This is a genomic window from Anaerotruncus massiliensis (ex Togo et al. 2026) (assembly GCF_900199635.1).
GTDB lineage: Bacteria > Bacillota > Clostridia > Oscillospirales > Ruminococcaceae > Anaerotruncus > Anaerotruncus massiliensis.
This window is the reverse complement of record NZ_LT962686.1, coordinates 1-14837: the sequence shown is the minus strand read 5'-3', so window position 1 is coordinate 14837 and position 14837 is coordinate 1. Positions and strand designations below refer to the sequence as shown.

Annotated in this window: 14 protein-coding genes; 1 reads left to right on the top strand and 13 read right to left on the bottom strand. The window is 66.3% G+C overall.

Annotated features, from left to right (window positions below):
* Window positions 1-99 precede the first annotated feature (99 nt).
* A complete protein-coding gene (locus C1A13_RS00215; protein ID WP_101547973.1) occupies window positions 100-741 on the top strand; it encodes a hypothetical protein in 642 nt (213 codons plus the stop codon).
* Window positions 742-801: 60 nt separating this feature from the next.
* Here the strand turns inward: C1A13_RS00215 and C1A13_RS00210 are convergent, their stop codons facing one another.
* The 13 genes from C1A13_RS00210 to C1A13_RS00150 form a co-directional block, all read right to left on the bottom strand.
* Window positions 802-1098 (bottom strand): hypothetical protein, encoded by a 297-nt coding sequence (locus C1A13_RS00210; protein WP_101547971.1) that lies wholly within the window; start codon window positions 1096-1098, stop codon window positions 802-804.
* Between the two features lie 212 nt (window positions 1099-1310).
* The gene (locus C1A13_RS00205) at window positions 1311-2060 is read right to left on the bottom strand and encodes a 5-formyltetrahydrofolate cyclo-ligase (protein WP_101547969.1); all 750 of its coding nucleotides are present in this window, start codon (window positions 2058-2060) and stop codon (window positions 1311-1313) included.
* 12 nt (window positions 2061-2072) lie between these two features.
* Window positions 2073-3098, bottom strand: coding sequence for an ADP-ribosylglycohydrolase family protein (locus C1A13_RS00200; RefSeq protein ID WP_101547968.1), 1026 nt, complete (start codon window positions 3096-3098; stop codon window positions 2073-2075).
* 18 nt (window positions 3099-3116) lie between these two features.
* Window positions 3117-4049, bottom strand: coding sequence for a carbohydrate kinase family protein (locus C1A13_RS00195; protein WP_101547966.1), 933 nt, complete (start codon window positions 4047-4049; stop codon window positions 3117-3119).
* 19 nt (window positions 4050-4068) lie between these two features.
* Window positions 4069-4854 carry a BtpA/SgcQ family protein gene (locus C1A13_RS00190; RefSeq protein ID WP_242970786.1) on the bottom strand — a complete coding sequence of 262 codons (786 nt, stop codon included), beginning with the start codon at window positions 4852-4854 and terminating at the stop codon, window positions 4069-4071.
* The gene (locus tag C1A13_RS00185; protein WP_172439100.1) at window positions 4854-5840 is read right to left on the bottom strand and encodes an initiation factor 2; all 987 of its coding nucleotides are present in this window, start codon (window positions 5838-5840) and stop codon (window positions 4854-4856) included. Before C1A13_RS00185 ends, C1A13_RS00190 begins: the two co-directional genes overlap by 1 nt.
* A gap of 25 nt (window positions 5841-5865) precedes the next feature.
* Window positions 5866-6774 carry an ABC transporter permease gene (locus tag C1A13_RS00180; RefSeq protein WP_101547959.1) on the bottom strand — a complete coding sequence of 303 codons (909 nt, stop codon included), beginning with the start codon at window positions 6772-6774 and terminating at the stop codon, window positions 5866-5868.
* On the bottom strand, window positions 6774-7874 hold the full coding sequence (locus tag C1A13_RS00175) for an ABC transporter permease (RefSeq protein WP_101547957.1): 1101 nt from the start codon (window positions 7872-7874) through the stop codon (window positions 6774-6776). The genes C1A13_RS00180 and C1A13_RS00175 overlap by 1 nt, the downstream gene beginning before the upstream one ends.
* Window positions 7846-9399 carry an ABC transporter ATP-binding protein gene (locus C1A13_RS00170; RefSeq protein ID WP_101547955.1) on the bottom strand — a complete coding sequence of 518 codons (1554 nt, stop codon included), beginning with the start codon at window positions 9397-9399 and terminating at the stop codon, window positions 7846-7848. Before C1A13_RS00170 ends, C1A13_RS00175 begins: the two co-directional genes overlap by 29 nt.
* Window positions 9400-9459: 60 nt before the next feature.
* The gene (locus C1A13_RS00165; protein ID WP_172439099.1) at window positions 9460-10488 is read right to left on the bottom strand and encodes a BMP family ABC transporter substrate-binding protein; all 1029 of its coding nucleotides are present in this window, start codon (window positions 10486-10488) and stop codon (window positions 9460-9462) included.
* A 64-nt stretch (window positions 10489-10552) separates the two neighbouring features.
* Window positions 10553-12151 (bottom strand): GntR family transcriptional regulator, encoded by a 1599-nt coding sequence (locus tag C1A13_RS00160; RefSeq protein WP_172439098.1) that lies wholly within the window; start codon window positions 12149-12151, stop codon window positions 10553-10555.
* A gap of 218 nt (window positions 12152-12369) precedes the next feature.
* Window positions 12370-13188 (bottom strand): YdcF family protein, encoded by an 819-nt coding sequence (locus C1A13_RS00155; protein ID WP_101547949.1) that lies wholly within the window; start codon window positions 13186-13188, stop codon window positions 12370-12372.
* 12 nt (window positions 13189-13200) lie between these two features.
* On the bottom strand, window positions 13201-14529 hold the full coding sequence (locus tag C1A13_RS00150) for a hypothetical protein (protein WP_146021653.1): 1329 nt from the start codon (window positions 14527-14529) through the stop codon (window positions 13201-13203).
* Window positions 14530-14837 lie beyond the last annotated feature (308 nt).

Genomic DNA, 14837 nt, shown 5'->3' with positions numbered 1-14837 from the left:
CCGCGGGCCTGCCCGGGACTTGCGCAACCCCGGCGGGTGTGGTATGCTTTTGGAAGCAACGCGGCCGGGCCTCCCGGCCGGATAAGGAGTGGTCCTTCCATGAAAAACGTCAGCGGCACCCGTTCCCGGCCCGTCGTCTCCACCGCGCTCTTTCTCGCGGCCGTCCTGGGGCAGGTCTGGTTTTGGCGCAAACTGCTCTTCGGCGGGTCCCTCGCCGGACAGCCGCCCGTCCTTTACGTCGAGCTGGCCTTCCTGGCCGTGATCCTGGCGCTCGCCCTGCTCACCGCACGCCCGCGCGGGCTGGGCGGGAAAAAGCGCTGCGCCGCCGCGCTCGCGGGCTTTGCGCTCTACGCCGTCTTCAACGTCGTCAACATCCGGCAGTTCGCCGCCTTCAACATGACTTCCTCCGACTCGTCCTATGAGAGCCTCGGCCCCGCGCTCGTGGCGCTCAAGCTCTTCATCGTGCTGGCGGGCGTCATCGCCGCCATGCCGGTCGCGCCCGCGCCCGACGGGCGCGAATACGCCGACCGCCTCATGACCGCCGCCCAGCGCCAGAGCGCCGAGTGGGCGAAGGCGGGCGCGAAGGGCGCGCAGAAGGACCTGCAAAAGACGATCGACAGCCTGCGGGGGCAGCTCTCCACCGAGGAGCTCGCCGCGCTCCTCAAGGACCTCCAGGGCGGCGCGAACGCCGGCGGGCCGGCGGACGCGCAGGCCCCCGCCGGGGAGCCCCCGCGGGAATAATTCTCCGCGCGGCATGATCCGCGCCGCACGGCGGCGCGGATTTTTTGCGTCACCGCAGAGCTACCTGCCGCGTCCCTGCTCCTCCGTGCTCTTGGCGTCCCGCTCGTTGCGCCGGAAGGCGACCCCCACGCAGGCGAGCACCAGCAGGTTCGCGAGCCAGATGCCCCAGTTGTAGACCGCGACCGAGCGCACCAGGTTGACGAGCACCGTCACGATCGCCGCGATGTAGTAGATCCGGCTGAGCAGCAGGGAGGACTTCCCCGTCTTGGCCGTGATGACGAGATTCGCCGCGAATGCCAGCAGGATGAACGCCACCCCTCCGAAAACAAGGTAGAGCGCATAATCGACCCAAGCCATTGTGTTTCCCCTTTTCCTTTGTTTGCCGCGGGCGCGCCCGCGGTTTTCCCGCGGCGTCCCGCCGCGAATCACTTCCAGTATAAACGAAAATCTCCCCGGTGACAACCCGCTTTCCGAATCCGGTGCAAAATCCCCCGGGCAGATGGAAGGGGCGGCCGCTTTTAGCGGTCGCCCCTTTCGATGCTGGCGCCCCGCCCGAGGAGGCGGCGGGGCTATTTGCAGTGGATTTCGCACCAGAGCTCCTGGATGGGCGGGATCTTCTCCCGCATACCGGGCGCGAGCAGACTCCAGAGGATCCCCCTGGTGGGCTTGGGGAATTCGTTGCGGGTCTTGATGACGCGGGTGGGGGTGACGATGTAGTCGATCGCCGTGTCGTAGACGCGCACCTCGACGTCCACGTCGACGACCTGGCAGTCGTGCCCGACCGCGAAGACGGGGGTGTCGGTGTCCACGACCCCCTTGGTGTAGAACATCGCCCATTCGAGGTCGAAGTAGCCGTGCCCCTTGCCGAAGCGGATGCCGCTCGGCGTGATGGCCGACGCGCCCGTCACGAGCATGTCGATGTGCTTAATCTTTTCGGCGATCTCCCGGAGGGTGATGAACTTCCAGTACCGCTGCACGCCGTCGAGGGTGGAGGCGAGCTCCTCCTTGCCCTCGGGCACGCTGCCCGGCGCGATGAGGAAGACCCCCCGCTCGATGCCGTAGTTGGTCATGAGGATCGTCTTTTTGTCGCGGATCGCCCGCTCCCGGAAGGTCTCCAGATTGTTGTCGGGCGTGATGAAGACGACCTCGCTGTTCCTATAAATCTCCGTCGCGCAGAGGTTCTCCGCGCAGAGATCGCTTCCCTCATAGTCCGCGATGAACTCGCTGAACTTCCAGCTGAAGCGGGAATCGGGGCGGGCCACCTTGCGCAGCTCCTCCCAGATCAGCGGGCGCGCCGCCTGCGCATCCATCTTTTCCATCCTTCCGCCTCCTCAATTCCGGGCGGCGCAGGCCGCCATCTCATGTGCGAGCGACCGCAGGTCGAAATGGTTGGCCGCCTCGATCGTGTCATAATAATAGGAGTCGTAGGCCGGCGCGCCGTTGAGCGCCCCGACGATATAGCCCGCCATCGCCGCCACCGTGTCGGTGTCGTTGCCGATGTTGACCGCCGAGAAGATCGTCTCGAGCGGGTGGCCGTTGGTGGACATGACCAGCCCGAACACGCAGGGCACCGCCTCGGAGACGTGCAGGCCCGCGCCGACCACGTCGCCCAGTTCAAGCATCGCGCGCTCATAGTCGCCGCAGTGGCGCAGGCCGATCTCCGCCGCGAGGGAGATGCGCTTTTCAACCGACGGGCCCGCCAGCTTCTTCGCGAAGCCGCGCGCCAGCCGCATCCCCTCCCGCGCGCCGTAGAGGCCCGCGTTCACGATGTCGACGGCGTTCCTGCCCTCGACCATCGCGCAGCTCACCGCGGCCGCGATCGCGCAGCCGCCCGAGATGGCCAGGTCGTTGTCGTGGGTGACGCGGATGATCGTCACCGCGTCCGCCACCGCGCGGTCGAGGTCCCCCGGATGGAGCATCCCGACCGGGCCGATCTTCATGCCCGCGCCGTTGGTCGCCTTGGCGTTGTCGCAGGCGAGGAAGCTGTAGCCCTCGGCGGGCGTCTCCCCCTTGAGGCGGGCGATGCCCGCGCGGGTGGTCGGGCCCGCGTAGTTGTCAAAGTACTCGGGGTGCTCCGACCAGGTCAGCACCGAACGCTCGGCCACCCCCCGGTCGATCTTCCCGCCGTTTTTGACGATCTCCCGCGCCGTGTAGTAGGCGAGGGAAAAGTCGTCGGTGACGTAACCAGCCACGGCCCCGCGCGCGAAGGTATCCTCCGGCGCCTGGCGGAATTCCCGCACGTAGCCGCCGAATTTCTCCCTGATCAGTTCGGGGGTGCGGGTCTCGGTCGCGGCGCCCATCGCGTCTCCGATCGCGCCGCCGAGCAGCGAGCCCAAAATTCTCTCTTCCAATGTCATTTGTCGCACTCCTTCCATCTAGTCCTGATCTGAAAAACGGATACCCTGCGCGCGCAGGAGCCGTTTTGCCGCCGCTTCGTCCGCGAGCCCCGTCCGGGAGCCCACCTGCTGGATCTGAATCGCCGCGGCGGCCGTGGCGAGCCATGCGCACCGCTCGAGGGGGTATTCCCTCGCAAGGCAGGAGACGAACACCGCGTTGAAGGTGTCCCCCGCCCCGGTGGTGTCCCGCACCGGCACCTGGAACGCCGGGACCGCGAAATGCGCCTCCTTCGTGAAGACCTCGCAGCCCGCCGCGCCCCGCGTCACAACGACGATCTCGGGGCCCTGGGCGAGCATCTCCCTTGCCCCGCGCTCAAGGTCCCGGTGCCCGACGTAGCAGGCGAGGCCCTCCTCGTTGGGGAAGACGATGTAGGCGAGGGAAAGCGTCTCCGCCTTCTGCTCGGGGGTCATCCGGTCCGACTCCGGCTCGAAGTCGAGGGAGACGCGCACCCCGCGCTTTTTCGCCTCGCGCCCCACCGGCAGCACAAGGTGCGGGTAGGTGCCGATCATGTGCACGTATTTTGCCTCGGCCAGATAGTCGAAGTCCACCTCCTCCGGATAGGGGGAGATCGCCGCCGTCTGGCAGATGGACATGGATTTTTCCCCGCTCGCGTCGAGGTTGGTCACGGTGAAATAGGTGTCCTCCCCCGGCCGCACGATGCTGTGGGAAATATCCACGCCCCGTTTTTCCAGGTCCCCGAGGGTGAGCCGGCCGAAGTCGTCCTCCCCCACCGAGACGACCGCGCCGCACTTCGCGCCGAAGGCCGCCGCCGCCGAGAGGTAGTTTGCGACCATGCCGCCGGGGAACTTCCCGAGCATCTGGCCGAGCACCTTCTCATCGTGCCCGGGGATGTGGTCCACCTTGAGCATGATATCGATATCCGCGTCGCCGACGCCGATGATGTCGAACATGCCGCCGCCTCCTTTCCGTCTATGCCCGCGCCCGCTCGACCTGCTCCATGTAGCGGCGCGCGCGGTCGGGGTTCACGGGGTTGAGCAGGTCGCCGTCCTTGATCCACGCGCCCACGCACACCCCGTCGAACTGCTGGAGCAGCTCGTAGACGTTGTCGCCCGTCGACCCGCCGCCGAGAATGATGGGGGCGTCCCCCACCTTCGGGCGCGTCCGCGCGACCATCTCGAGGCTCTCCCGCGCGTTTTTGCCGCAGAGGAAGAGCCCGTCCGCGAAGCACTGGCAGACTGCGTCAAACGCCGCGTCCTCCACCGGCTTGGGGCAGATCTGCACCGCGTGCGGCTCGTAGACGTCCGCGTAGACGGGCATTTTGGAGCCAAGCTTGCGCTTGAGCTGGGTGATTTTCGCGCACTGCCCCTGCAAAATGCCCGCGGAGGTGACCTCCGCGCCGACGTAGGCGTGTTCGACGCGGACGAAGTCCGCGCCCGCCGCCTCCGCCACCGCGAGGGAGGCGCAGCCGTCCCAGATCATCAGCACGCCGAGGATCTGGTCCGGGAATTCCCGCCGGATCGCGCCCGCGAGGTGGGTCATGTAGGCCACCGCCTCGATGGAGGACGCCTCCAGCACGGGGATGTCGTTAAAGTTCTGGAGGATCACGCCGTCGTAGCCGTAACGGTCGTAGACCGCGACCTCCTCTAGCAGCTTTTCGGTGATCGTGCCGATGCTCTCGCCGCCGTGGCGGAAGCTGCCCGGCAGGGCGAGCGGCTGCGCCATGCCGATGGCGATCTTCTCTTTTCCGCGGAACATCATTCGTCCTCCCCTTCGATCTTCGCGATGTACCTCAGGCTCATGCCGAACATCGCCGCCGGCGGGATGACCCCCAGCTCGGTGATGTACCCGGTGATCTCCGCCGGCCCGACGATCGCGAGGTCGGGGCAGCAGAAGTCGGTCGCCGCCCGCATCTCCTCCGGCCAGGCGGCCGCGAGGTACCGCGCGAGGTCGCGGCCGAGCTCCTTCTTGCGCCGCCCTTCGATTCCCCGCATGTTGACCTTGATCATCGCGGTCGGCACATAGAGGGGCTTGCCGAAGCGGGCGCAGAGGATGGCGACGAGGTCGGAGCCCACCGTGTTGGCGGCGCTGCCGTCGGGGAAGAAGGTCTCCGCCCCGATGAACGCCACGTCCGCCTTCCGGGTGAAGGCGGCCAGCGCCGCGTCGGGGAAGAAGACGGGGCTGTGCCCCAGCTTCAGCGCGTTCACCACGAAGGGGCGGCCCCCGTCGAGCGCGCGGCTCTCGGGGACGTAGACGGTCATCTTTTTGCCGTGCTCGGCGGCCGTCTCCATCATCGCGTTGACCGTGCTCGAATAGTCGAAGACGAGCATCGAGGAGAGGTCCTCCAGCACGTTCCAGCCGTATTCCTTGATCTTTTCGATCCAGCCGGCCGACATCGCCTCATAGTTCCCGTGCGCCTTCAGGAGGAATTCCCGCGTCCGCTCCAGCGGCTCGGACGCATAGGCGTCCAGCCCCTTCGTCATGATCCGCATGGCGGTCAAAATCGCGTGGCTCGACTCCCCGCGCAGCTCCCCGAAAAAGCCGGAGAGCTCCTTCACCCGCGCCACCAGCTCCGCCGAATCGAGCCCGCGGGCCGGGGCGTTCTCCGCCAGATCCCGGTACATCCGGCCGATCCCGTAGATGTTCGGGCTCGCGCCCAGCTTGCGGGTCAGCACGATGTCGTCAAAATGTTCCGCGCCCTCCGGGGACAGCCATTCCCGCAGGCGCTCCGCTCTGTTATCCATTCTTACCTCCGTCCGATACCGGCGCCTACGCGTCGATATCCGCATGTTTTGCTTTTTTGATGTTCGCCACGAAGAGCACCAGGATCGTCGCCGCGTAGGGCAGCGTCATGACGATCTGGGAGGGCACGCCCATGTTCTGGAACCCGATGGTCAGCGCGTCCGCGTAGGCGAAGAGCAGGCAGGAGAGCGCGACCTTCACGGGGTTGCCCTTGCCCACCATGATCGCCGCCACCGCGAGGAAGCCCCGCCCGGCCGACATGTTCTCCGCGAACATCGATACGCCGCACAGCGGCAGGAACGCCCCCGCCAGCCCCACGAACACCCCCGTGATGAGGGTGGCGATCCAGCGGTAGCCGAGCACGTTCACGCCCGCGGTCTGGGACGCCTTCTCGTTGATGCCGACCCCGCGCACCCGCAGGCCGAAGGGGGTCTTGTACATGACGACGGCCGCCGCCGCCACAAAGACGAGCGCGAAATAGACGAGCACGTTCTGGTGGTTGAGGACCGCGTCGAGGTAGGGCAGCCGCAGGAAGGGGATGTCCAGCGCGGGAAAGCTCTGGATGTTGTTGTCGATGAACGCCCCGCGCGTGCCGAAGACGGTTGTCAGCAGCAGCGTCGTAAAGCCCCACGCGCCGCTGTTGAGCGCGATGCTCACGACAAGTCCGTTGGAGCCGAGGTGGAAGACGAAGAACCCGAACACCGCCGAGAAGACGAGCCCCGTCAGGATCCCGGCGAGCGCCCCCACGTAGGGGCTGCGGGTGAGGTAGCTGCCGAGCGTCGCGAAAAAGGCGGCGCTGAGCATGAAGCTCTCGAGCGCGATGTTGAAGACGCCGGCGCGGTCCCCGAAGGAGCCGCCCACCGCCGCGAGGATGAGGGGGGTCGCCAGCCGGAACATGGCGGCGAGCGTCACGGTGCTGAACATGACCTGGAGCATCAGACGGCGCCCCCCTTCTGTACGGCGCGGCGCCCGAAGCGCCCGCGGAAAAAGGCATAGATCTTCTTGTAGTCGATCGTGACGAAGAGGACGAAGAGCGCCTGAATCAGCACGACCGTCAGGCGGTTGGTGTTGGTGACGCGCTCCATGTGCAGCGCGCCCGCCTTCAGGACGCCCCAGAGGATCGAGACGAAGAGCACGCCGAAGGGGCTGTTCTTCGCGATCATCGAGATCATGATGCCGTCCCAGCCGAGGTTGTTGCTGAAGCGGGAGACGAACCGCCCGTGCGAGCCGAGCACCTCCACGCCGCCGCACAGCCCCGCGACGAACCCGGAAATGAGAAAGATCGACAGGAAGGTGCGCACGACGTTGACGCCTCCTACCTTGGAAAAGCGCAGGTTTTCGCCCACCTGCCGCAACTCGTACCCCTTGATCGTGTAGCGGTAGATGAACGCCACCACGACCACCACCGCGACCGCCACGAAGATGCCCGCGTTGGCGTAGGTGCCCTTGATGAGCACCGGCAGCTTGGCCGTCTCGTAGACGGGCGGGGTCTGTAAGGCGTTGGAGGCGGTGCTCGACGAGGCGCCGATCACCAGCACGGTGAAATACTCGGTCAGCAGGATGGCGATGTAGTTGAGCATCAGGGTTGTGATCATCTCGTCGATGCGGAAGAAGAGCTTGAGCACCGCCGGGATGAGCGCGTAAAGCAGCCCGCAGAGCCCCCCCACCAGCAGGCAGAAGAGCACGTGGACGACCGGCGGGAGCTGGACCAGAAAGCCCGCCATGGCGGCGGCGAAGCCGCCGAAATAGATCTGCCCCTCAATGCCGAGGTTGTTGACGCCCGACTTGAAGGCGACGACCGCGGCCATCCCCGTCATGACGCAGGGGATGATCCAGCGGATGGTATTCCCGATTTCGATGCGCCCGCCCAGCGCGCCCGACCAGATGGCCGACAGCGCCCGGACCGGGTCCTCCCCCTGGAAGGAGATGAGCCCCGCGCCGATCAGCATGACCGCCGCGAAGGCGAGCAGGTATTTGACGATCTCCGATTTCTTGTCCGCGAACGCCCTAAGCGCCGCGCTTGCGGCCGCTTTCATCCGCAGTCCCTCCTCCCGCCATGAGCAGGCCGATCTCCTGCTCGGTCAGTTCGCCCGCGTTCCCGCCGTCGAAGAGCTTGCCGTCGTACATGACGACGATCCGGTCGGAAAGCTCCATGACCTCGTTGAGCTCGTGGCTCACGAGCAGGATGCCGACCCCTTCGGACGCCAGCTCGATGATCTTTTTCCAGATGAACTCGATGGCGCCGATGTCGATCCCGCGGGTGGGGTCCTCGACGATCAGCAGCTTGTTTTTCTGTAAGAATTCCCGCCCGACGATCAGCTTCTGGATGTTGCCGCCCGAGAGGGTGCGCACCCTCGTCTCCAGCGTCGGGGTCTTGACGGCGAACTGCTTGACCACCTGCCCGGAAAAGGCGTCGATCTCCCTGCGGTCGAGCAGGAGCTTGCGCTTGAAGCCGTGGGCGATGTGGTAGCCCATGATGGCGTTCTGCCAGATGCTGCCCTCCACATTCGCGCCCTCGCCCAGGCGGTCCTGCGGCACGTAGCCCACGCCGAGGCAGCGGCGCTCGCGGCAGCTTTTCGATGTGATGTCCGCGCCCTCGAAGAGCACCCGCCCCTCCTGCGCCTCGCGCAGGCCGAAGAGCGCCTCGACCAGCTCCTTCTGTCCCGAGCCGGCCACGCCCGCCACGCCGACGATCTCCCCGGCGCGCACCGCGAGGTCGACCCCCTTGACGCGCTCGTTGCCGTCGTTGTCCCGGACGTGCAGGCCCTTCACCTCGAGCACGGGGGCCGCCACCTGCTTTTCCACCTTCTGGGCGGTGAGGATGACCTCCCGGCCGACCATCAGGCTGGCGAGCGCGGCCTCGTCCACCTCGTCGGGGCGAACGTTGCCGGTGACCTCCCCGTTTTTGAGGACGGTGATGTAGTCGGAGATCTCCATGACCTCCTTAAGCTTATGGGTGATGAAGAGGACCGTCTTGCCGGTCCCCACGAGAAAGCGGATCGCGTCGAAGAGCCCCTCGATCCCCTGCGGGGTCAAAACGGAGGTCGGCTCGTCGAGGATGATGATGTCCGCGCCCTTATAGAGGACCTTGACGATCTCCACCTGCTGGAGCACCGCGACCGCGAGGCCCTTGACCTTCTCGTCGAGCGGGATGTTGAAATGGTAGGTGCGGCAGATCTCCTCGATGGCCGCGCGGGTCTTTTTGCGGTCGATGAAGATGCCGCCCCGGCGCTTTTCAAAGCCCATCATGATGTTGTCTAGCACCGTCAGGTCGGGAAAGAGCATGAACTCCTGGTAGACCATGCCGATGCCGTGGGCGCAGGCGTCCATCGGGCCCTTGAAAACAACCTTCTCGCCGTTGAGAAGGATGTCGCCGGCGTCCGCCTGGTAGATGTCGGAGATGATGTTCATCAGGGTGCTTTTGCCGGCGCCGTTCTCCCCGATGATCGCATGGACCGTCCCGCGCCGCACCTTGAGGTCGATGTTCTTATTCGCGGCGAGGGCTCCGAAATTCTTGCAGATGCCCCGCAGCTCCAATACGACTGGCTGCTCCGATTTCACTGTTCCACCTCCGGTCAGCAGCCGGGAGGGTTTCCCCTCCCGGCGATCGCCTCATTCAGACTATTTGGAGAAAACGTCCACCTTGCCCGTCTTGATGTCCTCCACGAGCTGGGAGACCTCGGTCTGGAGCTCCGCGGGGAGCTTGTCGAAGTCGCGCTGGTCGTAGACGCGGGAGTCGGTCTTGATGCCGAATTCCACGCGGCCCGCCGTGAAGTTGCCGGCGAGGAAGTCCTTGCCGGTCTTGTAGATCGCGCCGTCGATGTCCTTGAGCGCGCTCCAGAAGACGCAGGGGTCCACGTCGCCCTGCCACTCGTCGACGCCGATGCACTTGATGCCGGCCTCGCCGCACGCCTTGATGACGCCCATGCCCGACTGGTTGGCCGACTGGAAGATCACGTCCACGCCGCGGTCAATGATGATCTTGGCGGTCTCCTGGCCCTTGACGGGGTCGCTCGGGTCGCCGGTGAAAGCGGACTCCACGACGATGTCGGGGTTGGCGTATCTGGCGCCGGCGGTGTAGCCGTCGCGGAACCGGGTGATGGTCGGGTGGTCGGTGTGGCCGATCCAGCCGAGCTTGCCCGTCTCGGTGGTCTTCGCCGCGACGAAGCCCGCGATGAAGGAGGCCTCATACGGGTCCACGATGAGGTTGGCGCAGTTGGGCTCGCTGTTTTCCATCTCGCAGTCGATCAGGTAGAACTTGGTGTCGGGGAACTCGTCCGCCACGTCGAGCACGACCTCGTTGACCGTGTCGAACATCGCGTAGATCGGGTTCGCGCCGAGCTGCGCCATCGCGCGGATCTGCTCGGGGTACTCCGCCTTGTCCATCGCCTCGACCATCTTGATGTCCATGCCTTCCTCGGCCTCGAGCTTTTCAAAGCCGAGCCAGGTCAGGTCGGTGAAGGGCGCGCCCTTGGGCACCTCGGTGATCAGGCAGGTCAGCGGCTTTTTGCCGTCGTCCGCCGGCGCCGCCGCCTGCGGGGCCGCGTCTCCCGACGGGGCGGAGGCTGGGCTTCCGCCGCACGCCGCGAGGCTCACCAGGAGCGTGAGGGCCATCAACAGGGCGAATGTGGACTTCCAGATCTTTTTCATCATGTTTCCTCCCATAATCAGATGGTTTCTATCTCTTTCGCCCGTTGGGGCGGAAAACCGACGGTTAACGCGCGGCCGTTTCCTCCGCGAGCTGTTCGAGCGGGCAGCCGCTCAGGGCATCGAGGTCCGCGAGGCAGCCCTCCGGAAAGAGCGCCAGCCCGCCGAAGAGCCCGGCCAGGCAGCCCGCCGCCGGGGCGGACGCGGAGGGGCGCTTTGCGAACACGGTGCGGCGGAGCAGCCCCGGCAGGTCGCCGCAGGCCGCCAGCCCGAAGGCGAAGGGGACCGCCTCGGCGGCGGACGGGCCGTTCCCGATCAGCCCGGCAAGCTCCCGTTCGAGCTGGCCGGGGTCGGGCAGCCGCCCGGCGGCGGAAAGCGCGTATTCGATCCGCGCGGCCACCGAGGGAGACTCCGGCGCGCCGGATTCCGCGAGGCGCGCGGCCTCCAGGCCCGCGTGCAGGGCCTCGGCCGTCCCCGCGCCCGACGCGGCGCGGGCGCAGGCCGCCGCGATCGCGCAGCCGGCGGGCATCAGCGGCGTCCCCCGCCAGTTGTCCGGGAGGCTCCGCGCCAGCTCGGAAAGGTCGGCGCGCGCCCCGGCGGAAAGCCCGGCCAGCGCGGAATAGACCACGAAGGGCATCGCCGCCTCGCCGTATTCCGCCTCCCGCTGGAGGTACGCCTCCCCCGGCGCGCGCCCGGAAAAGCGGCGCGCGGCGTAGCAGGCGGTCCGGAGCACGCCGGAGGCGCGTTCGAAGGCGGCGGGGTCCTCCCCGAGCGCGCCGTAATACCGCTTCCACGCCCCGGCGGGGTCGGCCCCCTCCGCGAGCGGGGCGCCCGGCGCATCCGCCAGCCCTCCGAGCACGGAGCCGACGAGGCAGGACAATGGCTTATCATTTATCCGTGGGGCGGTGTGCGCCGCCCGCGTGGGAAGCCGCTGCGAGTGGATGGTCGCGTAGAAGAGGTCGCTGCGGCTGTGGATATCGACGTATTCGATGGGGCCGCGGTCCCCCGCGCAGGTGACCCGGCGGATGTAGAGGACCGGCTCGTCCCGTTTCACCCCCAGCAGCTCCGCCTCCCGCTCAGGGCAGAGGATCGCCTTGAACTGCTCGGTGATATAGTCGAAGACGATCCCGGCCTCGCGGCGCAGCAGCTCGTAGAGGGAGCCCTTCTCCATGTCCGCGTGCTCAAAGTCCACGCCGGACACCTCGCTGTTGAGCAGGTAGGCGCATTCGATCGAATGGATCATGCCGTTGAGGCTGCGGACGCGCTCGATCTTGCGCAGCATCGTGCCCGGCGGCACCTTGAGGTGCCGGGAGACGGCCTCCGTGGCGGGGACGAGGCGGTTTTCGACGAGGCGGGACTCGGGGCGGGGCTGGGGCCCCTCCTCGGGCGCGTCGACCTTGGAAAAGCCCTCCACCCGCTGGTAATCCACCGCGCGGAAGAGGTTGCCGATCACGACGGTGCCCTTCCCCTTCTGGGTCGCGACGACCCCGCGGCGGGTCAGCTCCTTGATCGCCTCCCGCACGGTGACCCGGCTCACCTGGTAGGCGCTCGCGAGCTCGAGCTGGGTGGGGATGACGTCCCCCACCTTATAGATGCCGTTGGCGATGTCGTCCGCGATTTCCAGGAAGATCTTCATGTAAGCGGATTGTCCTTTTCCCTGCTGCATCCCGTCAACCTCCCGTCCCGTCATCAATGGCTTATCATTATGAAATCATTATAGAGCCGTCCTAAATGATAAGTCAACCATGAGGACAGAATTTCAGTGCAACTGATAAAAATAGTTGTTCAAATTGTACATTCGACACAAACCGCGCCCCGCCGCCAAACCTCCCGGGCGCGCAAAAAGGCCGCCGCAGCGAAGCTGCGACGGCCTTGGCCGGTATTTCAGTCGAGGATCAGCGCCTTGAGGTTCCCGAAGATGTCCCGCACCCAATAGGAGGGGAACAGCCCCCACGGGGTGCCCGCCGGCAGCGCCGCCGCGGCCAGCCCGTTCTTCCGGGCGTAGATGGCGGCGCGGTACTGGTGAAACCCGTCGGTCGCCACCGCGAGCGCGCGGGGCAGCCCCTCCCGCCCGATGATCTCCGCCGAGAAGGCGAGGTTCTCCTCGGTCGAGTGGGAATGGTCCTCGAGGTGGATGCGCGCGGGGTCGATCCCCCGCTCGACGAGCCATGCGGCCATGACCGCCGCCTCCGAGGTCCCGGCGCGCTCCTCATAGCCGCCCGACACCACGACCGGCGCGTCGGGGTGCGCCTCGAGGTAGCGGCGCGCCGCCTCGAGCCTGCGCGCGAGCATGAGGGAGGGTCCCTCCCGCTCCACCTGGCAACCGAGCACGAGCGCGGTGCGGGGCTCCTCCCCCGGCGGGGTGAAATAGGCCTGCCGCGCCATCGGGACGGACACGGCCGCGCCGATCAGGAAGCCCGCCGCGAGCAGGAGGGCCGCGGCGGCGCGCAGCCGCCGCCACCATGCGGCGGGGCGGGCGGCCGGGGGCCGGCGGTCCCACATCGTGTGGAAGCTGCGGACGATCTGGTTGCCGGCGTCCAGGCGGAAGGCGTCCCACAGGACGGCGAGGGCAAAGAGCAGCGCCCCGAAGCCGAGCAGCGCCAGGCAGCCGGCGTTGAGGACGCCGAAGAGAACCGGCGCGCCCCCGAAGGCGAGCGCCAGCAGCCCGGCAAACGCGCATACGGCGCGGAAGATTCGTTTCATAGAGGTCTCCTTTTAGGCGGATTTTTCGTTCCAGAAGATGCGCACCCCGGTGATTGTGCGGCCCTCCTTGACCATCTCGTAACGGGTGATGTACTTCATCGAGATGAAATGGGTCAGGACGATCTCGGTGTAGTCGCGGATGCGCTTTTTGCGCTTCTTGTCCGAATCGAGGTCGCCCAGCTCCCGGTAGATCGATTCAAAGAGGATCTTGTCGCGGGTGAGCTTGTTGTGCTGGTTCTTCATCCCCTCGATCCGGCTTAAGAGATAGGTCTTGAGCGGGATGGTGGTGGCGTTGTTGTTTAAGGGCGCCTTGAGCAGGTCGATCGACACCGTCGTAATCTGGTTTTTCATCTTGGCATAGCTGTGCAGCGGCGGGGTGTCGATGATCTGGTACATCTCGCTGCGCTTGCCGTTGACCACGCCGATATACTTGTTGAGCGGCAGCAGGTAGCCCTCGATCGTGAAGGAGTCCACCTCCCCCGCGCCCTCCATCCGCCGGTCGATCATATGCGCCTTGATCTCCTCGGTCAGGTCGATGTTGATCGACAGCCGCCGCATGGTGTCCAGCTTGGCCTTGATCTCCTCCATCAGCCCGTCGTCGACGGTGGGGTTCTCCTTGCCGGTCATCGCGTGGTAGAGCATCGGCACCGTAAAGCTCGAATTGCCGCTCTCGAGGATCGAGACCACCCCGTTGATGATTGATTTGTCATAGTTGGTGAGCTGGAAGTTGCCGTCGATCTTCATGTGCTCGGGGCAATCGATCGTCACCGCCGTCTGGATCGTCAGGTTGCGGCGGCGCGCGACGGTGATCTCGTTGAATTCCCGGAGCTGGGCGAGCTTGTTGGTGATCGGGTCGATCGGCATGACGTAGTTTTTCGGCCGGATCGCCTGGATGGCGGGCGCGACCGACGCGAGCAGGGAGATCTCCTCCCCCACCTCCGGCTCGATCGACAGCAGCCCGTCGATCTCGTCGCCCGTGACCCCGCCCATGAGGATCAAAAAGCGCCGCATGTCCTCCGCCAGCCCCGCGAGGAAGGCGTAATAGTCGCTCGTCGCGGCCACGACCTCCTGCAGCGCCTCCGTCTGGTCGTCCGCGGCCGCGGACGGATCGGTCAGCCGCTCGTTGCACGCCTGCACCCGCGCGAGCCGGTCGCTGCAGGTGTTCATCTGTTCCGCGACCGCCGCGCGGCCGTATTTTTCGATGAGCTGCGGCAGCAGCTCGGAAAGCGCGCCCGTGTAATCGGCGGGCGCGGGCGTTTTGAATCCGGCGGAGGGCATCCGTATCACCTCATGACCGGGCAGCAGGATCACCCGCCGCCCGTTAAGTTCTCTCTGTATCATATCAAATTTTGCCCCGTTTGTCATCCTTTTTCACATCCCTTCACCCGTCTCGCGAAAGAATGCAAAAGTTGCAGAAAAACGCAACTCCCGGGGGACTTTTTGAAAAAAGCCCCCCGGGGCCCCCAAAAAGCCTTGGTTCAGGCAGGGCTCGGGGGGGATTTTTGAAAAAAGCCCCCCCGAGACCCCCCAAAAACTTTGGTTCAGGCAGGCGCGTGCCCTCACCCCCGGGTGTTGACCGTGAGGCGGGGCGCGGCGCGGGGGCGGTTCAGGCGGGCGCGCGCCCTCACCTCCGGGTATTGTCCGTGGGG